The 19782-nt window shown below is 31.6% G+C and carries 20 protein-coding genes; 9 read left to right on the top strand and 11 right to left on the bottom strand.

Going from position 1 to position 19782, the window contains the following annotated elements; genetic code table 11:
* Positions 1-67: 67 nt before the first annotated feature.
* The 3 genes from HNQ03_RS02305 to HNQ03_RS02315 form a co-directional block, all read right to left on the bottom strand.
* Positions 68-1012 carry a glycosyltransferase gene (locus HNQ03_RS02305; protein ID WP_173778033.1) on the bottom strand — a complete coding sequence of 315 codons (945 nt, stop codon included), beginning with the start codon at positions 1010-1012 and terminating at the stop codon, positions 68-70.
* Between the two features lie 85 nt (positions 1013-1097).
* Entirely contained in the window at positions 1098-1631 is a 534-nt protein-coding gene (locus tag HNQ03_RS02310) for a hypothetical protein (RefSeq protein WP_173778034.1), read from the bottom strand.
* Between the two features lie 39 nt (positions 1632-1670).
* Positions 1671-2162 (bottom strand): CIA30 family protein, encoded by a 492-nt coding sequence (locus tag HNQ03_RS02315; RefSeq protein ID WP_173778035.1) that lies wholly within the window; start codon positions 2160-2162, stop codon positions 1671-1673.
* A gap of 208 nt (positions 2163-2370) precedes the next feature.
* Between HNQ03_RS02315 and HNQ03_RS02320 the strand changes: the two genes are divergently transcribed.
* Complete coding sequence (locus tag HNQ03_RS02320) at positions 2371-4293, top strand: ABC-F family ATP-binding cassette domain-containing protein (RefSeq protein WP_173778036.1); 1923 nt, start codon at positions 2371-2373, stop codon at positions 4291-4293.
* Positions 4294-4393: 100 nt separating this feature from the next.
* Positions 4394-5767: a trigger factor gene (locus HNQ03_RS02325; protein ID WP_173778037.1), complete on the top strand. Its 1374-nt coding sequence runs from the start codon at positions 4394-4396 to the stop codon at positions 5765-5767.
* Positions 5768-5856: 89 nt separating this feature from the next.
* On the opposite strand, the gene HNQ03_RS02330 is transcribed toward HNQ03_RS02325, so the two are convergent.
* The 3 genes from HNQ03_RS02330 to HNQ03_RS02340 form a co-directional block, all read right to left on the bottom strand.
* A complete protein-coding gene (locus HNQ03_RS02330) occupies positions 5857-6699 on the bottom strand; it encodes a prephenate dehydrogenase (protein ID WP_173778038.1) in 843 nt (280 codons plus the stop codon).
* Between the two features lie 63 nt (positions 6700-6762).
* Positions 6763-7350, bottom strand: coding sequence for a DUF3109 family protein (locus HNQ03_RS02335; RefSeq protein WP_173778039.1), 588 nt, complete (start codon positions 7348-7350; stop codon positions 6763-6765).
* 2 nt (positions 7351-7352) lie between these two features.
* Positions 7353-8258: a DUF6427 family protein gene (locus tag HNQ03_RS02340; protein ID WP_173778040.1), complete on the bottom strand. Its 906-nt coding sequence runs from the start codon at positions 8256-8258 to the stop codon at positions 7353-7355.
* 41 nt (positions 8259-8299) lie between these two features.
* On the opposite strand from HNQ03_RS02340, the gene HNQ03_RS02345 reads away from it, so the two are divergent.
* Entirely contained in the window at positions 8300-8536 is a 237-nt protein-coding gene (locus tag HNQ03_RS02345) for a hypothetical protein (protein ID WP_173778041.1), read from the top strand.
* Between the two features lie 78 nt (positions 8537-8614).
* Here the strand turns inward: HNQ03_RS02345 and HNQ03_RS02350 are convergent, their stop codons facing one another.
* The 4 genes from HNQ03_RS02350 to HNQ03_RS02365 form a co-directional block, all read right to left on the bottom strand.
* Entirely contained in the window at positions 8615-9052 is a 438-nt protein-coding gene (locus HNQ03_RS02350; RefSeq protein WP_173778042.1) for a universal stress protein, read from the bottom strand.
* 75 nt (positions 9053-9127) lie between these two features.
* Complete coding sequence (locus HNQ03_RS02355; protein ID WP_173778043.1) at positions 9128-9736, bottom strand: fumarylacetoacetate hydrolase family protein; 609 nt, start codon at positions 9734-9736, stop codon at positions 9128-9130.
* A gap of 179 nt (positions 9737-9915) precedes the next feature.
* Positions 9916-10680, bottom strand: a complete 765-nt coding sequence (locus HNQ03_RS02360) for a 3'-5' exonuclease (protein ID WP_173778044.1) — start codon at positions 10678-10680, stop codon at positions 9916-9918.
* 36 nt (positions 10681-10716) lie between these two features.
* Positions 10717-11436: a CDP-alcohol phosphatidyltransferase family protein gene (locus HNQ03_RS02365; RefSeq protein ID WP_173778045.1), complete on the bottom strand. Its 720-nt coding sequence runs from the start codon at positions 11434-11436 to the stop codon at positions 10717-10719.
* A 112-nt stretch (positions 11437-11548) separates the two neighbouring features.
* On the opposite strand from HNQ03_RS02365, the gene HNQ03_RS02370 reads away from it, so the two are divergent.
* From HNQ03_RS02370 to HNQ03_RS02395, 6 genes are all read left to right on the top strand, one after another.
* Positions 11549-13471, top strand: coding sequence for an LTA synthase family protein (locus HNQ03_RS02370; RefSeq protein ID WP_173778046.1), 1923 nt, complete (start codon positions 11549-11551; stop codon positions 13469-13471).
* 136 nt (positions 13472-13607) lie between these two features.
* Entirely contained in the window at positions 13608-14027 is a 420-nt protein-coding gene (locus HNQ03_RS02375; protein WP_173778047.1) for a DUF2147 domain-containing protein, read from the top strand.
* A gap of 105 nt (positions 14028-14132) precedes the next feature.
* Positions 14133-15116, top strand: coding sequence for a pyruvate dehydrogenase complex E1 component subunit beta (locus HNQ03_RS02380; RefSeq protein WP_173778048.1), 984 nt, complete (start codon positions 14133-14135; stop codon positions 15114-15116).
* A 79-nt stretch (positions 15117-15195) separates the two neighbouring features.
* On the top strand, positions 15196-17181 hold the full coding sequence (locus HNQ03_RS02385) for a KUP/HAK/KT family potassium transporter (RefSeq protein WP_173778049.1): 1986 nt from the start codon (positions 15196-15198) through the stop codon (positions 17179-17181).
* Between the two features lie 46 nt (positions 17182-17227).
* A complete protein-coding gene (locus HNQ03_RS02390) occupies positions 17228-17707 on the top strand; it encodes a Fur family transcriptional regulator (protein ID WP_173778050.1) in 480 nt (159 codons plus the stop codon).
* On the top strand, positions 17707-19431 hold the full coding sequence (locus HNQ03_RS02395; RefSeq protein WP_173778051.1) for an OstA-like protein: 1725 nt from the start codon (positions 17707-17709) through the stop codon (positions 19429-19431). Before HNQ03_RS02390 ends, HNQ03_RS02395 begins: the two co-directional genes overlap by 1 nt.
* A gap of 12 nt (positions 19432-19443) precedes the next feature.
* Here the strand turns inward: HNQ03_RS02395 and HNQ03_RS02400 are convergent, their stop codons facing one another.
* Positions 19444-19668 carry a hypothetical protein gene (locus tag HNQ03_RS02400; RefSeq protein WP_173778052.1) on the bottom strand — a complete coding sequence of 75 codons (225 nt, stop codon included), beginning with the start codon at positions 19666-19668 and terminating at the stop codon, positions 19444-19446.
* Positions 19669-19782: the final 114 nt, after the last annotated feature.

Below are 19782 nucleotides of genomic sequence, written 5' to 3' on the forward strand. Positions count from 1 at the left end.
TATGTGATAATTAAATGAAACTGAATTACAAATTTATGGAATGAATATTTATTCTTTTGCTCACCTATTATTTCTGTTTAGAAAAACGATAGGACAATCGAAAAGTTCTGCGGATTTTTTTAAAATTAGAAAATTTTACTTTGTTGGTAAAGAAATCGTAATTGTTGGAAATTAATTTAAAATTCAGAAGATTTTGATACAAAAGTTTGGAATAGGTCGGGAAATTAGATTTTTTTAAAAATGTGTTATCCAAGGCAGAAAAATATTGTACATTTTTAGACGATTCGCTTATTTGGGAAAATGCAAAAGCGTTGGAAGAAACGTATTTATAGTAGTTCATCCTCATTATGGTGGAAGTACTCTTTGGATGTTGGCGAAAATAAACCAAAGATTGATCCAAGTATTTTATTCTTCCTTTATCTAACAATAGAAGCGTGAGAACATAATCAAAATAGAGATTTTTTTTGTCTACAATTTTAGACATTCTATCTTTGATTCTAGGAATTTGATGGGTTTTTATTAAAATTGTATGTCCCGCAACGATGTTTTTTAAGGCCAGTTCTATTGGCGAATTGTAATATTTTTTAATATTATCTGGGTTTCTTTTGGTTGCATGTTTAGAATTAATGTTGAGCTCACCATACAAAAGAAAGGAATTTGTGAAATTCATAAATACGTTTTCCTTTTCTTGCATTAAATCTTTCAACTGAATTTCTATTTTATTTTTCAGCCAAACATCATCTTGATCTGCAAAAAATAGATACTCTGAAGTCACGAAGTCTAGTCCAGAAAGGAAATTATTGAAGTAGCCTAAATTTTTTTCATTCTGATGAAATTCTATTCTAGCATCAGTTTTCATCATTTTTTTAATGATTTCTACTGTTCTATCTTGGGAAATATCATCTACTATTATGAGTTTGAAATTCTTATAAGTTTGTGCTAAAATAGATTGTATTTGCTGTTCTAGAAAATCTTCCCCATTATAAGTACACATCAAAATTTCAACAAACATTTTAGCAGATTTTTTATCAAATAATTTAGTTCATTTGATTTTATTTCTGCAAAAATACAAACAATATTATATCTTTTTATGATTATCACATAGAAACTGTGGGTTCTAAACATTTCCCCTCAATAAATTTTTGATGTTTAGCATTTTCCAAATAGTTCACTTTTTTTGATTTAGGTTTATAGAAAATCTTGAAAACTTCCGTAGAAAATCTATCTTTTTTTTCTGGAGTGAAGGTGAGAATATTTTTTTCTAATGTGGAAACACCTTCTATAAATTGCATAGTTTGCGTATTCATTATCAGATATCCTTTTTTCTCAGCCTCTTCCACTTTCACGGGATCTGCTGTAGATGTTGTTTTTATGATTCTTGCATTTTTGGATGGCCATCCAGATTCTATCAAGGTTTCTGTGTAATGAATAAGGGACTCTTTTTTTTCTTCCTCTTTTAAAACGAAACATTTATTAGAATCTTCTTGTAAAAGTGTCTTGTATTCTTCGGAATATTCTATCACAGCTGGTGGTTCTGGTGGTGGTGGAGGAGGAAGTTTTTTGCCTGTCTTTTTTTGCGCAAAAACCATCGTAGAAAGTAAAAGCAGGAAAATTAAATATAGATTTTTCATTTGTTTAAATTAATTTTTTGTGATCTGCAATGTAAGAATTTATATTAATTCAATTTTATCTATTACTAGCTCAAATTTTTCTTGTTTGCTATTAGCAATTAAAAAAGCAATTTCTTCCATAGAATTTTCGGAAAAATTGGGAATATCTAGTTTTCTACCTCTAAACGAGGGATAGAATACATTCAGTGGAATTTCAATCGTTTGCCAACTTCCATCGGTAGAAAATGTGTGGATGTAAGAATAAGATTCTACAGATTTGGCTTTAATTCTAAATTGATAGTCTTTCCCGTCGCCTTTCACTTTCAAAGATATTTTGGCGTTATTTTTTACAAATATTTTATCAAAATTATACTTCACAGAAGAGAATCCACCATTATTTTCCAAGGAAACCAGACCTTTGAAAATTCCGTGACCTTCGGCATTTAAACCAAAAGTACCCAAAGATTTTCCGCCCATTACCACATCGTCTACAACTTGCCAATTGCTAAGTTTAGCATCAGCATTAAAATCAAATATTGTTTGTGAGTTCATATTTATAAATATACAAAAGATGAATAGTAGATATTTCAAAGTGCAATTGTTTTTAAATTTTGCAGTGTTAAATTTAAGTTATAAAATTACTACAAAATTTCTGTACAAAAAAAACAGTTTAAAAATCACAGATATCCATTTTCTCATCTTTCAAATAATGTGTACTTTTGCAAATTGTTAAAATCATTCATTTTAAAAATATAAAATCGTGCTTTCAGTTCAAAGTTTAGGTCTTCATCATTCAGGAAATTATTTATTTTCAAACGTCAATTTCACCATCAAAAAAGATGATAAAATAGGTTTGGTTGGTAAAAATGGAGCTGGAAAATCTACCATATTAAAAATGTTCACCGGAGAAATTAATTTCTACGAAGGAACCATCGTTCCGGAAGGAAATATTACCATCGGTTTTTTGAAACAAGATTTAGATTTTGTGAAAGGAAGAACGGTGTGGAATGAGACCATGCAAGCTTTTGAAAAAGTGAATGAGCTGAAAAATGAATTGGATGAAGTGAATATTCAGTTGACGACAAGAACCGACTATGAAAGTGATTCTTATGATCAACTCATCCAAAAAATGACGGATCTGAATGATCTTCTGATGCATCATGACGCTTATAATTTGGAAGGTGATGTAGAAAAAGTGTTGTTTGGTCTTGGTTTTAAAGCAAATGATTTTCATAAAATTACCGACGAATTTTCTGGTGGTTGGAGAATGAGAATAGAATTAGCAAAACTTCTACTTCAAAAAAATGATTTGATGCTTCTGGATGAGCCAACCAACCATTTGGATATGGAATCTATCATTTGGCTAGAATCTTTTTTGAAAGAATATAATGGAGCAATTGTTCTTGTAAGCCACGATAAGCAGTTTATGACGGCAGTTTGCAATAGAACTTTTGATATTAATAATAAAAAAATTGACGACTATAAAGCCAACTATACCAAATATTTAGAATTAAGTATTGAGCGGAAAGAGAAGCAAATTCAAGCGAAGAAAAATCAGGATGTAGAAATAAAGCAGATGGAAGATAATATCAACCGTTTTCGTGCTTCTGCAACCAAATCTTCATTTGCGCAATCTTTAATAAAAAAATTAGATAAATTAGATCGTATTGAAGTAGATACAGATGATGTTTCTAAATTCAATATTCGTTTCGTACAATCTGTAGTTCCCGGAAAAATAGTTTTTGAAGCCAAAAATTTAGGAAAAGCTTATGGAAAGAAACAAGTTTTTGATGGGGTAGATTTCTTCGTAGAAAGAGGTGAAAAAATTGCACTTCTTGGTCAAAATGGTCAAGGAAAAACTACTCTTGCAAAAATTTTATCAGGAGAAATCAATGATTATTCTGGAGAATGGAATTTGGGACATAACGTAAATATCGGCTATTTTGCACAAAACCAAGAAGAAGTTTTGACGCCAAATAAAACCGTTTTGGAAGAAGCAGAAGATGCTGCAACCGAAGAAACAAGACCAAGAGTTCGAGATTTGCTGGGAAGTTTCCTTTTTCAAGGGGATGATGTAACGAAGAAAACAAAAGTACTTTCTGGTGGAGAAAGAAACCGTTTGGCTTTGTGTAAATTATTACTGCGTCCATTCAATGTTTTGATTATGGATGAGCCAACCAATCACTTGGATATTCAATCTAAGGAAATCATCAAAATGGCTTTGAATAAATATGAAGGAACTTTGATTGTTATTTCTCACGATAGAGAATTTCTGCAAGGAGTTGCAGATAAGATTTTCGAATTTAGAGATGGATCTATGAAAGAATTTTTAGGAGATATTAATGAATATTTAACCTACCGCCAAAAAGAATCTATCCGAGAAATTTCTGCAGAAAGATCTAAACTTCAAGAGTCTAAAGCTGAAAGAGAATTGGAAGCAAGCAAACCAATTGTAGAGAAAGAACCAGCTTTTGAATCTAAAGAGCAAAAAGTTTTAAAAAATAAACTTCAAAAAACGGAGGAGAAAATTGCTGATTTCGAGAAAACCATCAAAAAATTGGAGAGAGAATTTACTCAAAAAAATCCTTCGGCAAAGGAATTAGAAGATTATGAATTGCTAAAAGAAGATCTCGCAAAAGAACTTCAACTGTGGGAAGATATAGCCCTAGAAATGGAAAATTAATTTAAATATAACAAAAAATAACATTAACATTTCTTTAGCGTAAAGCAAATCGCTATTCGAAAAAAAATTGCTATTTTTGCAACCTAAAATTTTATAGAAAATGAACGTTACTAAACAAAATCACGATGATGTAAGTGCACTACTTACTGTAACTATCGATAATGCAGATTATAAAACGAAAGTAGAAAAGCAACTTCACAATTATGCAAAATCTGCAAATATCCCTGGTTTTAGAAAGGGAAAAGTGCCAATGAGCATGGTGAAAAAGCAATATGAAGCGCCAATTGCTTATGAAGAAATTAATAAATTGGTGAGCGAATCTTTAAACGGATTCATTAACGAAAATAAATTGCGTTTGGTAGGGCAGCCAGTTCCTATTCCTGTAGACGATTTCGATTATAAAAAAGAACAACTTTCTGTTGGTTTTGAAGTTGGTTTTGAACCTGAATTCACCATAGATTTAGCTAAATATAAAGCAAAATTCTACAAAGTTGAAGCATCTGACAAAGAAGTTTCTCAATCTATAGAAAATATGCAAAAGCGTTTTGCTGAGCAAATTCCACAAGATAAAATTGGTAAAGATTCTCACATCAATGTAGAAATCAAACAAGTTGTAGAAGCAGAAGCAGAAGGTGAGCACATTCATCAGCCGAAAAATGTAACCATAAACGCGGAACATAAAGATGCATTCAAGATGTTGAAATCTATGAAAATGGATGAAACTCTACGTGTAAGCAAAGCAGATCTTCTTGCGAATGAAGATTTGGCAAAGGCATTTAGTTTTTCTAAGCCAGAGCTAGAGCAATTGCATCATGATGAAGTAGAATTGACTGTGAAGGATTTCTACGGAACGAAAAACCATGCATTAGATCAAGATCTTTTTGATAAAGTTTATGGTAAAGACGAAATAAAAACTGAAGAAGAACTGAAAACGAAAGTAAAAACTGAATTGGATGAATATTTTCAGCAAAATGCAGATGTTCATTTTGTAAATCAAGTTTTAGCTGAACTTAATGAGAAAGAAGAAATTCAACTTCCAGATGCTTTCTTAATCAAATGGTTGATGTTTAATAATGAAAACATTAAAACTGAAGATCAAGCAAAAGAAGTTTTTCAAGCAGAAAAAAATCAATTAAAATTTCAGATTATTGAAGGTAAATTGATGAATGATAACGATGTAAAAATCGATTATGCAGATATTCTTTCACAAGCAGAACAAGCAATACGCAATCAAATGGCAATGTATGGTTTGCATCATATTGCAGATGAAGAAGTACAAAAATATGCTGCCGAAATGTTGAAAAGTGAAGATCAAGTGAAGCAAATTTCTCAAGAAGTTGCGATGAATAAACTAAAAGACGTGATTTTAGAAAAAGCTACCAAAGAAGAAGTAGTTATTTCTCACGATGAATTTTTAGAAATCATCAAAGCAGAAAATGAAAAAAATGAAGCTGTAGCAGCAGAAAATGCTTAAGTTTTATTAATTTATTTTAAAATATTAAATCCGCAAAATTTATTTTTTGCGGATTTTTTTTGTTTAATATTTCTTGCGGTTGATAATTTCTACTTCAAAATTCCTCTTATTTTGTTTGCATTGCTGATCAATTCTTCCAAATATTCGAAATTGTCTTTCTCTAGTGCAGATTTAAATTTGCGAAGTTGTGAGATATGCTCATTCAAAACATCCAACACATTTTCTTTGTTTTGCTTAAATATAGGAACCCACATTTCTGGATGAGATTTTGCCAAACGTACGGTGCTACTAAAACCAGAGCTCGCTAATTGAAATATGGTATCTTCTTCCTTTTCCTTTTCTAATACTGTATTTGCCAATGCATAAGAAGTAATATGGGATATATGGGAAATATAAGCGGTGTGAATATCATGATCTTCGGAAGACATATAAAGAAGATTCATTTCTAGATTTTCGTAGACTTTTTTTACAAGTTCTAAAGAATCCGTAGCAGAATTTTCTGCCTCGCAAATTACAGCAGCTCTACCACCAAACGCATCTGAAGTTGCAGCTCCTGGACCAGAATTTTCTGTTCCCCACATTGGGTGAGACGCCACAAAACGGGATTTGTTGATGTGGTTTTTTATGCCTTTTGTAATTTCAAATTTTGTAGAACCAACATCCATCACCGTTTGATTTTCTGTACAAAAATCAAGAATTTTCGGCAATAATTTCTGAGATGAATCTACGGGAATTGCGAGAATTATTAAATCTGAATTTTTAATTGCAAATTCCAAATTTACAGCTTCATCTATTATTTTTAATTCTAATGCTTTGTGAAGGTTTTGTTCATTGAAATCTACCCCATATATTTTGCTTGCAAATTGCTGATTTTTCAGCTTTAAAGCCATCGAACCACCTATCAATCCGACTCCAATTATCGTTACTGTCATTATTTTAACTACTGTATTATTTTTTATTCCAAAATTTTATATTTTAAAATAAAGCTGATTATTTTATTTTGATCCAAACTCCTTTTTCCATTCATCTGCGGCATCGGAAAGTGTTTGATAGAATTCTTCACCATATTTTCTTATCAATGGCGTTTTCACGAATTTGTAAACAGGAACTTTCAATTCTTTTCCTAGCGCACAAGCTGGGCTACAAATAGGCCATTCATCATAATTAAAAGCTGTGAATGTAGCGTATTCTTTCACACGAATAGGGTAGAGGTGGCAAGATATCGGCTTTTGATAGTCTATCACTCCATCTTCATACGCTTTTTCTATACCGCATTTTGTGATTCCTTTTGCATCGTAGGTTACGTAGGAGCATTGTTTCCCTTCCACCATTGGCGTCACGTAATCTCCATCTCGTGCATCAATTTCCCATTTCCCCTGCTTTTCTATGCTTTCTATACCTTCTGCTGTTAGGTAGGGTTTTACTTTATCGTAGATTTCGTCCAAAATTTTTGTTTCATTCTCATCTAGTGGTGCTCCTACATCGCCTTCTACACAGCAAGCTCCCTTGCATTTACTTAGGTTGCACACAAATTCTTCTGAGAAAATTTCTTCAGAGATAAGTTTATCTTCTATTAATACCATGGTTAAAAATATTTAAAATAATAACTGATTTTGAAAATTAATAAGCAAATGATGATGCTCCAAAGTCCTACTTCTCGCATCCAATATTTGGGTAAAAAATTTAACATTCTGCTTAATATAATACTGATTGGTAAAGCCAAAAGTAGCAAATATTCATAGTGAGATCCCATGTAAAATACAATCGTAAGCAGTTGCGCCACCGTGAAAATAAGGATGAAAGTATATTTATATTTACTTACCGGACTTTTTTTATTGTAATTGTTAAAATGATCTAAAACTGCGTACAAAAGCAATAAGACCACAGGTATAAGTGGATATAAAGATTGAAAATCTACCGTCCAATTGAAATAATAAAACGGAAGATAGGCTTCATTCCAAGAATGGTATCCAAGGAAATATACGACAGAAAAATAAGAAAAAATAGTTAAAGCTGCACCAAAGATGACCCGAAAAAGTTGCAGACCAATTCTTTGCGACGTTGAAATAACGTGTAAAATAACGAATAATATCATTGGCCATGTTGTAGGCAGAAAAATATAATTAATGACGAGCAATGTACCGATTAGAATGTAAGATTTCTTATTGGTATCCTCATTCACGTCTGTTAAAATTAAAATAATAAAGGAATTGGAAAGCAGCGTAACGGCAATTCCTATATCTAAATTTCCAGGATAAAGCGCAAATACGAAAAATGTATAGAGAAATAACGGCAAATGATATAAATAATTAAGCTTTATGGCGTTGAAACAAAAATATCCCAAGGCAACTCCCACAAAAGTAACAATAGTAGAAATGATTGCGAAATCGCTTATCTCGAATAAATTAAAGAAGATGAGCATCACCAACAAAAAACCAATATACAAAGGAATTGAAAAAATAGTGCTTTCTTTTGAAAGTAATCTGAACATTTTTTTTAACTTTGTGCAAAGTTAATTTAAAATATAAAATAATGACATCTTTTTGGCTATTCTTGAGTGACGTTTTTAAGTGGATCTTCCAAATTTTTCCTATTGCAGGAAATGTAATCAATTGGATTTTGTTTTTTACAGCATGTGGAATGTTCTGCTACTGGTGCTACGTTTTGATTTCTACATTGGGAAATAATAAAGACAAAGAATATTTTTCGCCAACAGAAGGTCATCACCCATACTACGATCCAAAAATTTACAAGACAAAAGAAGATTAAATTCTTTTGTTCTTAAAAAACAAAACCCGTTTTGAATTTAATCTAAACGGGTTTTTCTGTGTTTTAAAATTAATTTAATTATTCGTGACAAGGAATTACCAAAACGGGAATTGGAGAGTTTTTTGTCAATTCTTTTGTCAAGCTTCCTACAAAAACATCGTAAATCCCGCTTCTTCCATGGGATCCCATCACGATATAATCTGCGTTTTTATCTTCGGCATATTCTAATATTACTTCCTTTGCAATACCTTGTTTCAAAAGATGTTCGCAAGATACTCCTTCGCCTTTTACTTTATTTTCTAGATCATTGAGTTGAGATAGTTCTCCACTGATCTCATTTTGCTCTACTTCTGGAAAATATTGAAAACCCATATCTCCTATTGCAAAACCCATATCGGATGGTGCAACATGGATTAAACAAATATTTCCATCCATTTCTTTTGCGAATTTTACGGCTGCATTTAGAAGTTTTTCTGTAGAATCTCCGAAATCTATGGGCAATATAATATTTTTCATGGTTGGTTTTTTTATTGAATTAAAGTTACGAAAAATTTTAAAATAAGTTTTAAAAAAAAGATTGAAGTGAAAATCTTAATTCATCTTTAATCTCAAAACTTCTTTATCTTCCAGAAATGCCGTAAGTACATCTTCAGAATCCGCTTTTCCTACGCCTTTCGGCGTTCCAGTAAATATGATATCACCTTTTTTCAAAGTGAAGTATTGGGAAACAAAAGCAATAATTTGATCTGCAGAATGCATCATTTGCGATGAATTGCCATCTTGTACTTTTTCCCCATTTTTTAATAGAGAAAAATTCAAATTATTCAAATCGAAATTTTCCTTTGGGAAAAATTCACTCACCACTGCAGATCCATCAAAAGCTTTTGACAATTCCCACGGAAGTCCTTTTTTCTTGAGGTCAGATTGTAAATCTCTTGCTGTAAAATCGATACCTAAAGCAATCTCTTCGTAGTGTTTGTGAGCATTTCTCTCCAAAATATATTTCCCGTTTTTCATTATTTTTACTACAATTTCTATTTCGTAGTGCAAATCTTGTGTAAATTCTGGAATATAGTATTGGTTGCCATTTCTGAAAAGTGCAGTATCTGGTTTCATGAAGATTACTGGACTTTCTGGAATTTCGTTGCCCAATTCTAGAGCATGTTCTGCGTAATTTCTGCCGATGCAAATAAATTTCATAGTTTAATTTAAAAATTTAAAAGTGTTTTTTAACCACAAAAGTAACAAAAGAAAGTGTTTTAATATTTCTTAATAAAGACAAATTAAGTAGCGGTGCTCTTTTTTTAACTTTAAAAAGCGCGTCATTTTTTTAAACTTTTATTCCTTTTGTAATTTACATTTTTTACTGGTGTACAGTTTTAAAATTTGCTTTTTAAGAATATTTGAGTGAAAATTTTCTTGGTGTAAAAAGGAAAATCTGCATTCTGAATCCAAGAATAATAGCCTGCATCTTTCTGGAAAACATCTAAAACTTTTTGGCCTTTGTATTTTCCGAAACCAAAAATCTCAATATCATCATCGTCAAAATGGATCATCCCTGCCAAATCTGCAAATTTTTTGTGGCTTGCAAATTCGCTCAATTCAGTCACATTATCTGGTACGTCTTCATATTTTCCAACTTGCGCATCCAAAATTTCAAACGTAGCCAAAGTATCTGCTTCCGCAGAATGGGCGTTTTCTAAAGTCTTGCCGCAATAAAATTCATAAGCTGCAGAAAGATTTCTGCGTTCTTTTTTATGGTAAATGGTTTGCGCATCTACCATTTTGTGTTTTTTTAAATCGAAATCTAATTCTGCTCTCAACAACTCTTCAGCTAATAGTGGAACATCAAATCTGTTGGAATTGAATCCTCCCAAATCTGCACCGGCAATCATTTCCATTATTTTTGGCGCAATTTCTTTAAATTTTGGAGAATTGGCAACATCTTCATCAGAAATACCATGCACTTCTGCTGCTTCTTTTGGTATCTTCATCTCTGGATTTACCAGCCAAGTTTTACTTTCTTTAGATCCGTCTGGAAAAACTTTTAAAATGCAGATTTCTACAATTCTATCTTTAGATATGTTCAATCCTGTAGTTTCTAAATCGAATACGCAAAGAGGTTTGTGGAGTTTTAGGTTCATTATTTATAATTGAGGGGTGAAAATTGAAAATTGATTTTAATTATTCTTTAATTGCTTTTGGAAAATGATAGAAATAAACATGTAATAGATTATTATCAGTGGAATTCCCATTTTTTTGAATATCAAAAAGATGATTATCGCACCAACCAACAACACAATTTTTGGAATATTATCTTGCAATTTCATGGATTTAAATTTAAAAGCAATCATTTTTATGGGTGAAATTAGAAGCCAAGAGCTGATGACGATACTTAACACCAACAAATTTTCATTTGAGAATAAAAATTGAAATGCAGAAGTTTCCATAAATGCGAAATATAATCCAAAAATTAATATGGTATTTGATGGAGTATTTAAACCTTTAAAATAATAGGTTTGCTCATCGTCTAAATTGAAAATAGCCAATCTTAAACAAGAAAATAGGGCTATAAACAACCCAAAATAAGAAATTTCAAAGGGTAGTGTAAAGTTTAAAAATTGATAGCCAAATGGTTCTAATGCTTTATACATAGTAATTCCCGGTAACAAACCGAAAGTAAGCATATCTGCAAGACTATCCAATTGTGCTCCTAAATTGGAATCCGTTTTCATCGCTCTGGCTACAAATCCATCTAGGAAATCCAAGATTAATGAAATGATAATGCATACAGCCGTAACTTCATAATTTCCTTTTATTAGGTGAATGATACCGATGCTCCCAGAAAGTAAATTCCCTAAAGTGAAAGCATTTGCGAGATTTTTTTGGACAAAATTCATAAGTGCAAAAGTAAGAATTTTATTAAAATTACCATCGTTATTTTAAATTGTGAACATACAGTTAATTAAATATGAATTTAATGTAAATTTGTGAAAAGTTTTCACTTGTTATATGAAAGATTATAGATTCCAAGAGATTTTTGCTCTTATTTACCGACTTTTTTTAGCTTATTTTTTCTACCAAATTGCAAGATTGTTATTTTATTTTTTTAATAAAGAGCTGATCAAAGTAGATTCCATTTCAGAATATTTTAATATTGCGTACTACGGAACTGCCTTTGATACTACAGCGATTTTATACGTTAATGCACTATTTATTCTTTTAAGTTTAATTCCATTAACGATCAACACAGGAAGAGTTTATCAAAAATTTTTAATGATCACGTATTTCATTTTAAATGGAATAGCTTATTCTATGAATTTTGGTGATTTTATTTACTATAAATTTTCACAAACAAGACTAACGATGGCAGCAATTGATGTTGCAAAAAATGAAAATAATATTTTCAAAGTTTTTTTAGCATCCGTTGTAGAACATCCTTTTGTAATTATTTGGTATATCATTTTGATGATTTCTTGGGTTTTTCTCTACAAAAAATTTACAATTAAAACGAGTAAGGCTACAAATAAAATTAAATATTTTCTATCCTCAATATTATTCATTTGTCTTGCTACTTTGCTTACTGTTGGTGGAATCCGTGGTGATTTTCAACATTCCACACGTCCTATAAATTTGGTAGATGCCAATAGACATGTAGAAAATCCCTTGCACGGAAATCTAGTGCTAAACAGTGTTTTCTCATTTTTCCGTACCATAAATACCAATAATTTTAAAGAAGTTCATTTTGTGGATAGTGCTTTTATTGATAAAAATATTCAACCCTACAAAATTTATAAAAGAGATTCCATTAGCCCAAAACCTAATGTGGTTATTTTCATATTGGAAAGTTTTGGAAAAGAATATTCTGGAGCATTTAATAAAAATACCAAAATAGAAAATTTCCAAACCTACACACCTTTCTTTGATAGTTTGGCTACAAAAAGTTTGATAGCAACAGATGCATTTGCTAATGGAAGACAGTCTATCCATGGTATGAGTTCCATTTTGGCGGGAATTCCAAGTTTGAAAGATGCATTTACGAGCTCGCCATTTGCCAACCAAAAAATACAGTCTATCGTCTCTGTTTCTAATGAAATGGGCTACGATACATCATTTTTTCATGGTGCTCCCAATGGATCTATGGGTTTCCAAGGTTTTGGTAATATATTGGGGTTCAAACATTATTATGGAAAAACAGAGTATAATAATGACGATGATTTTGATGGAATTTGGGGAATTTGGGACGAGCCCTTCTTTCAATATTTTGCAAACACTTTAAATAAGAAGAAAAGTCCCTTTATGGCAACGCTTTTTTCGGTTTCTTCGCATCATCCCTACAAAATTCCAGAAAAATATAATGGAAAATTTAAAAAAGGAACAATAGAAATGCATCAACCGATACAATACACAGATTTTGCTTTAAAAAAATTCTTTGAAACTGCGAAAAAAATGCCTTGGTACTCCAATACAATTTTCGTGATGGTGGCAGATCATCCCAATCAGATTGCTTATCCAGAATATGAAAAAGCGATGAATAGATTTGCAATTCCTATTCTGTTTTATTCGCCAAATCCTAAATATAAATTGATTGGGGAGATTTCTAAACCTACACAGCAAATAGACATTTATCCAACTTTGGCAGATTTAATGGGCTATAACAAAAAAATACGAAGTTGGGGAAACAGTTTAGTTTCTAGTAAAGTAGAAGATAATATTATCGTAAATTCTACGGGAATAGAACAATTCATCATCGGGGATTTTATCTATTTATTTGATGGAGCAAATTTTACAGGAATTTATAAAAAAGAGGATTTGGCTTTAGAAAAAAATTTAATCAATGAACCAAAAAACCCTATAAACGAATTAGGGAAACTAAAAGCGAAAGCTTGGTATCAAGATTATATGGATAGAATTATTAATAAAAAATTAAATTAAATTATTGATTATTTAGAGTAATGATGCCTCTTTTAAAAGTTTGGTATCCATTTTGCAAATGTTATGATAAGAATAGTTAAAAATTTTGATTTTAACTTTTTTTAAGTAAATTTAACCCAACAAAAAATTATTAAAAATGAAAAAATTACTATTTGCTTTTGCAGCAGTTTTATTTAGTACATTGTCTTACGCTCAAATTGAGGGAAAATGGAAAACCATAGATGATGAAACTGGACAAGCAAAATCCATCGTTCAAATTACCAAAGCAAAAGATGGAAAATACTATGGTAAAGTAGTACAGCTATTGATAAAACCAGCAAGTGCAACTTGTACAAACTGTAAAGATGACAGAAAAAATAAACCAATTCTAGGTCTAGAAATCATCAGAGGATTAGTGAAAGACGGAAATGATTTTGAGGATGGAACCATCACAGATCCTAAAACTGGAAAAACATACAAATGCATCATCAAAAGAGAAGGTGATAAATTGAATGTACGCGGATACGTTGGTTTCTCGTTGATAGGAAGATCTCAAACTTGGTATAAAGCTGACTAAATCTTATAAAAGATTTAAAAATTGAAAGCAATTCAGAAATGAATTGCTTTTTGTTTTTTTCTAAAATAAATTTCATTATTTTTGTACTCTAAATAGAATATTATTATGGCAGAAAAAACTTTTCGCGAAGTCATTTGTGATGCAATGAGCGAGGAAATGAGAAAAGATGATACCGTTTATCTAATGGGTGAAGAAGTTGCAGAATACAACGGTGCATACAAAGCTTCCAAAGGAATGCTAGATGAATTTGGTGAAAAGAGAGTCATTGATACTCCTATTGCTGAGCTTGGTTTTACAGGAATTGCTGTAGGTTCCGCAATGAATGGTTGCCGCCCGATTGTAGAATATATGACCTTCAATTTTTGTATTGTTGGGATAGATCAAATAATAAATAACGCTGCGAAAATAAGACAAATGACTGGTGGCCAATGGAATTGTCCAATCGTTTTTCGTGGTCCGACTGCGTCTGCAGGTCAATTGGGTGCTACACATTCTCAGGCTTTGGAAAGTTGGTTTGCCAATATCCCAGGTTTGAAAGTGATCGTACCTTCTAATCCTTATGATGCAAAAGGACTTTTAAAATCAGCAATACAAGACAATGATCCTGTGATTTTCATGGAGTCTGAGCAAATGTATGGTGATAAAATGGAAATTCCGGAAGAGGAATATTACATTCCAATTGGGAAAGCAGAAATAAAAAGAGAAGGGACAGACGTAACTTTGGTCTCTTTCGGAAAAATAATGAAATTGGCTTTGAAAGCTGCCGAAGATTTGGAAAAAGAAGGAATTTCTGTAGAAGTGATCGATCTTCGTACCGTTCGTCCGCTAGATTTTGATATGATTTTGGAATCTGTGAAAAAAACGAACAGATTGGTAATTCTAGAAGAAGCTTGGCCGTTTGGTTCTGTATCCTCAGAAATTACCTATATGGTACAGCAAAAAGCCTTTGATTACTTGGATGCACCAATAAAAAGAATTACAACTCCAGATGCTCCAGCTCCATATTCTGCGCCATTATTTGAAGAATGGTTTCCAAAACTGGAAAATGTGAAAGAAGAAATTAAGAAAGCAATGTACGTAAAATCTTAATAATTAAAACTCTCAATTTGAGAGTTTTTTTTTGTTTTTGAAATATATTTTTAATTTACATTTGCAGATATTTTTTATAATGTCACAAAATTCTAATATTCATCTAGATACTAAAAAGCTAACGACACTTGGGATATTGGTTTCCCTCGGTATTGTGTTTGGCGATATTGGTACCTCTCCTTTGTACGTGATGAAGGCTATTGTAAATGCCAGAACAGAAGGTAGTTCTATGCCATTTGATGAGTACATCGAAGGTGCATTGTCTTGTATCATCTGGACGCTAACTTTGCAAACCACGGTAAAATACGTAATTATATCGCTACGTGCAGATAATAAAGGGGAAGGTGGCATATTGGCACTATTTTCTTTAATAAAAAATTTAAAAAAACGCTGGCTTTATCTTATCGCTATCATCGGAGCATCAGCATTAATTGCAGATGGAGTTATTACACCTTCTCTTACTGTAATCTCTGCAATAGAGGGTTTGAAAATTTATAATCCAGATACTCCAGTAGTTTCGATAACGTGTATTATTCTATTTGTGATTTTTACGGTACAACAATTTGGTACCAATTCTATTGGTAAGTTATTCGGACCTGTGATGGTAGTTTGGTTTTTGGTATTAGGAGGTTTAGGTATTACGCATTTAGTAGATAATTATGCAATTTTAAAATCTTTCAACCCATATTATGCTTACAAACTTATTGCTCATTCGCCTAGTGCAATTATAATTTTAGGAGCTGTATTTCTTTGTACAACTGGTGCAGAAGCACTCTACTCCGATCTTGGTCATTGTGGTGCACAAAATATACGTGTAAGTTGGATTTTTGTAAAAGTGATGCTGATTTTAAATTATCTAGGACAAGGCGCCTGGATTTTAGAAAATTTTGATGCTGTATATAGTGGAAAAGTGAATCCTTTTTTTGGTGTGATGCCAGAATGGATGTTAATTCCAGGTATTATACTTGCAACTGGCGCCGCTATTATCGCTAGTCAAGCATTGATTACAGGTAGTTTTACTATTTTTTCTGAAGCAATGTCGCTAAATTTTTGGCCATACCAAAAGATAGATTATCCATCTGGAATAAAAGGGCAGATGTATATTCCTATTATTAATTGGGGATTATTAATTTTATGTTTAATCATTGTTTATCATTTTAAAGAATCTGGAAAGATGGAGGCAGCATATGGACTTTCCATTACCATTACCATGATGATGACCACTGTTTTGCTTGCATTCTGGCTTTTGAAAAAACGGATAAATAAATTATTGATACTATGCTTCCTATCGCTTTATCTATCTATCGAAATAGGTTTTTTTAGTGCCAATGTAATTAAATTTTTAGATGGAGGTTGGATTACTTTAGTACTTGCAGGTTTTATTGGAGTTTGCATGTATGCATGGTACAATGGAAGATTAATAAAAACAAAATTTGTAAAATTTGTAAAATTAGAAAAATATGTTTCTACCATTATGGATATGAAATTAGATGAATCTATCCCAAAATTTGCAACAAATTTGGCTTTTTTCAGCAGGGCAAAAAAGGGCGACGAAGTAGAATCTAAAATTATATACTCCATCATGAGAGCTCAACCGAAGCGAGCTGATCATTATTTTATTTTAAATATCATAAATTTAGAAGATCCTTATACTTTCACCTATTCCGTAGACGAAATTGCACCAGGGACGATTTTTAAAATTAATTTTTTACTAGGTTTTAAAGTTGATAGAAGAATTAACGATTATTTTCAGCAAGTTGTAGAAGATCTAATTGAAGATGGAACCATACCTTCTAGAAGTCCTCATCCATCTTTACGAAATCACAATATACCAGCAGATTTAAAATATGTAATTATAGATAACGTCTACATAGATGAATATCTACTTACCGTGCGAGAAAAAATAATTTTAAATATTTATAATTTTGTTAAAAATTTCGGGACTACAGATTTCAAATCTTACGGAGTATCATCTCACAATGTAATAGTAGAATCGGCACCAATTTTGGATCATAAATATATCTCCAAAAAAATAAAACAAGTAGATTTTAGGCATTATAATTAATAATATTGTTTAATTTTAATTCAATAAATTTGTACAAATATTCTCAATGAATCTTACTCAGAAAGAAAACAACATATCCCAAATAAAAGATGTACTTAAAGTTTACCTTCAAGAAAAAGGCTACCGAAATACACCAGAAAGATATTCCATTTTAGAGGAAATTTACAATCAACAAAATCATTTCAATGTAGACGATTTGTATCTATTGATGATGCAGAAAAAATACCATGTCTCAAAAGCTACTATTTACAACACTTTGGAGATCTTTTTGGATGCTGGTCTTATCCGAAAGCATCAATTTATGGAAAAAGATTCCAACTCTTCTTCCTACGAAAAATCCTATTTTGATAGACAGCATGATCATCTTGTAATATATAAAAAAGATAGCACGAGCGATAGAGATATAGAAGAAATTATAGAATTTTGTGATCCTAGAATACAAGGAATCAAAGAATCTATAGAAGCAGCTTTTGGCGTAAAAATTGATTCGCACTCACTTTATTTCTACGGCACCAAAAAAGATTAATGAAAAGAATTTTCCTATTCCTGCTTCTTATATGTATTTCAATTCCTGCTTTCGGGCAAAAGACACCTGCAAAAGATCCTTATTTTAATAAAAACCCAAAACCTACCCAAAATCCCGAAGATATTGTACAACACGATCACTCAGATTTTTTTGGTGTAGATCCACTTTTGTATGATGGCAATAGATATTTTAAAGGAAATGTACAGTTCAACAACAAAGGTTCTATTATCAATGCAGATTTAGTAATCGTTTATGAAGATAGAAAATTTATAAAAGCAATCGGAAATGTAGTTTTGAAAAATCCCGATGGTTCTATAATCACTGCCGAAGAGATGGAATATGATGGTGAAACTCAAAAAGGAATCGCCCGCAAAAATGTAGTGCTGCAAGATCCGAAACAAACCATAAAGACGGATATTTTGTATTATGATAGAATATCCAATCAAGCTTATTTTAATACAGGCGGAACAATTACTACTGCAGAAAGTACCATTTATTCTAAAACCGCAACCTATTTCACAAATACAAGATTGATAGATTTAAGTGGCGATGTGGGCATCAATACTACAGATTATAAAATTGATGGCAGCAACATCAAACAAAATCAAAATACGGGAGTTGCAAATTTTACCGGACCTACAACCATTACCAACAAGAAAAACCCTGCAAATAAAGTATACACAGAAAGTGGAACTTACAATATGCAAACTAAGGAGGTGTACCTCAACAAAAATTCAAAAATTTATTACAATGGTAAAACCTTAACCGGTGATAAATTATATTTCAACCAAATTACAGGTTTCGGTACAGGAAAAGGAAATGTCGTTTTAAGAGATCCCAAAGAAAATAGATACATAAAAGGAGACTATGGAGAAATTTATGAAAAAATAGATTCTGCAATGATCACTGGAAATGCTTATGCTGTAAGGATTTTAGAAAAAGATTCTATGTATTTTTCCGCAGAAAGAATTATTACTTTTCAAAAATTAGATTCTCTTTTAGCTAAAAAAAGCTATCTGCGAGCGTACAAAAAAGCCAGATTTTATAAATCTAATGCGCAAGCAAGAGCAGATTCTATGAGTTTTAACGAAACGGATGGCATTCTACGTTTGAACGTGAAACCTATTTTGTGGAGTGGCGCAAAACAAGTGACGGGAGATCTGATCAATGCTTATTTTGATACCAAAAAAGAATTTATAGATTCTTTGAAAGTTGTGAATAATGCATTTGCGATAAGCAAAGTAGATTCTCTGAACATTAAAGACGAATTTCACCAAGTAAAAGGCAAATTGATGAATGTCTACTACGAAAACAATAATATAAAAGTTGCAACGGTGGTTGGAAATGCACAAGCGATAACGTATGCAGACGATCAAAATGAAAAAACGAAAGAAGTAGAAAGAATTGGCGTTACACTTACAGCTTGTGGTACGATAGAAGCTTTGTTCGAGGAGAATACGGTGCAAATATTATCTTGTAAAATTGCTTCTCAAAATAATGTCTACCCGATGAGTTTTATCTCGAAGGAAGAGCGCTTTTTCCCAGATTTTAATTATAATACCAAAGATCGCATCAAAAAATGGCAAGATATTTTGGTAGATTCGCCCAACTATCCCGAAGTTGTTTATGAATCTGATAATGGACTTTTCAATGCTGCAAAAGCTGAGGTGGACAAGATAAAAGCTGCAGAGGAAGCGAAAAAGCCGAAACGAGAAAGGAAATAATTTTAGTTTACACTATTCTGTAATTTCATATCTAAATTCCTTTTTTTCAATTTTTTCCAAAGAATCTTCTATTGCAAAACCATTTCTATACTTGATTCTTATTTTTCTGACCAGAAATTTTTTGTCTTTAGGCAAAATTGAAAGTAACTTATTTAATATTGAATTCCGTTCTTCTCTTGCGATGTCTCCCGCTGTAAAAAATAGATTGACAGGATTTTCTTCTAAATAGTCAGCCATTAAAAACTATTTAAACAACTGATTAATAGTTATTTAGAAGTTATAAAGTTTGTTTATATCTGCAAGAAAACGTATCTTTATGTAATAATCCTTGCATATTTTAGTCATGATTTC

It is taken from the genome of Frigoriflavimonas asaccharolytica (assembly GCF_013294015.1).
Classification (GTDB): domain Bacteria; phylum Bacteroidota; class Bacteroidia; order Flavobacteriales; family Weeksellaceae; genus Frigoriflavimonas; species Frigoriflavimonas asaccharolytica.

Excerpts from the sequence above, each read along its gene's own strand:
- HNQ03_RS02305 (WP_173778033.1), bottom strand. The coding sequence starts at position 1,012 with ATGTTTGTTGAAATTTTGATGTGTACTTATAATGGGGAAGATTTTCTA.
- HNQ03_RS02310 (WP_173778034.1), bottom strand. The coding sequence starts at position 1,631 with ATGAAAAATCTATATTTAATTTTCCTGCTTTTACTTTCTACGATGGTT.
- HNQ03_RS02315 (WP_173778035.1), bottom strand. The coding sequence starts at position 2,162 with ATGAACTCACAAACAATATTTGATTTTAATGCTGATGCTAAACTTAGC.
- HNQ03_RS02325 (WP_173778037.1), top strand. The coding sequence starts at position 4,394 with ATGAACGTTACTAAACAAAATCACGATGATGTAAGTGCACTACTTACT.
- HNQ03_RS02330 (WP_173778038.1), bottom strand. The coding sequence starts at position 6,699 with ATGACAGTAACGATAATTGGAGTCGGATTGATAGGTGGTTCGATGGCT.
- HNQ03_RS02335 (WP_173778039.1), bottom strand. The coding sequence starts at position 7,350 with ATGGTATTAATAGAAGATAAACTTATCTCTGAAGAAATTTTCTCAGAA.
- HNQ03_RS02340 (WP_173778040.1), bottom strand. The coding sequence starts at position 8,258 with ATGTTCAGATTACTTTCAAAAGAAAGCACTATTTTTTCAATTCCTTTG.
- HNQ03_RS02345 (WP_173778041.1), top strand. The coding sequence starts at position 8,300 with ATGACATCTTTTTGGCTATTCTTGAGTGACGTTTTTAAGTGGATCTTC.
- HNQ03_RS02350 (WP_173778042.1), bottom strand. The coding sequence starts at position 9,052 with ATGAAAAATATTATATTGCCCATAGATTTCGGAGATTCTACAGAAAAA.
- HNQ03_RS02355 (WP_173778043.1), bottom strand. The coding sequence starts at position 9,736 with ATGAAATTTATTTGCATCGGCAGAAATTACGCAGAACATGCTCTAGAA.
- HNQ03_RS02360 (WP_173778044.1), bottom strand. The coding sequence starts at position 10,680 with ATGAACCTAAAACTCCACAAACCTCTTTGCGTATTCGATTTAGAAACT.
- HNQ03_RS02365 (WP_173778045.1), bottom strand. The coding sequence starts at position 11,436 with ATGAATTTTGTCCAAAAAAATCTCGCAAATGCTTTCACTTTAGGGAAT.
- HNQ03_RS02370 (WP_173778046.1), top strand. The coding sequence starts at position 11,549 with ATGAAAGATTATAGATTCCAAGAGATTTTTGCTCTTATTTACCGACTT.
- HNQ03_RS02375 (WP_173778047.1), top strand. The coding sequence starts at position 13,608 with ATGAAAAAATTACTATTTGCTTTTGCAGCAGTTTTATTTAGTACATTG.
- HNQ03_RS02380 (WP_173778048.1), top strand. The coding sequence starts at position 14,133 with ATGGCAGAAAAAACTTTTCGCGAAGTCATTTGTGATGCAATGAGCGAG.
- HNQ03_RS02385 (WP_173778049.1), top strand. The coding sequence starts at position 15,196 with ATGTCACAAAATTCTAATATTCATCTAGATACTAAAAAGCTAACGACA.
- HNQ03_RS02390 (WP_173778050.1), top strand. The coding sequence starts at position 17,228 with ATGAATCTTACTCAGAAAGAAAACAACATATCCCAAATAAAAGATGTA.
- HNQ03_RS02395 (WP_173778051.1), top strand. The coding sequence starts at position 17,707 with ATGAAAAGAATTTTCCTATTCCTGCTTCTTATATGTATTTCAATTCCT.
- HNQ03_RS02400 (WP_173778052.1), bottom strand. The coding sequence starts at position 19,668 with ATGGCTGACTATTTAGAAGAAAATCCTGTCAATCTATTTTTTACAGCG.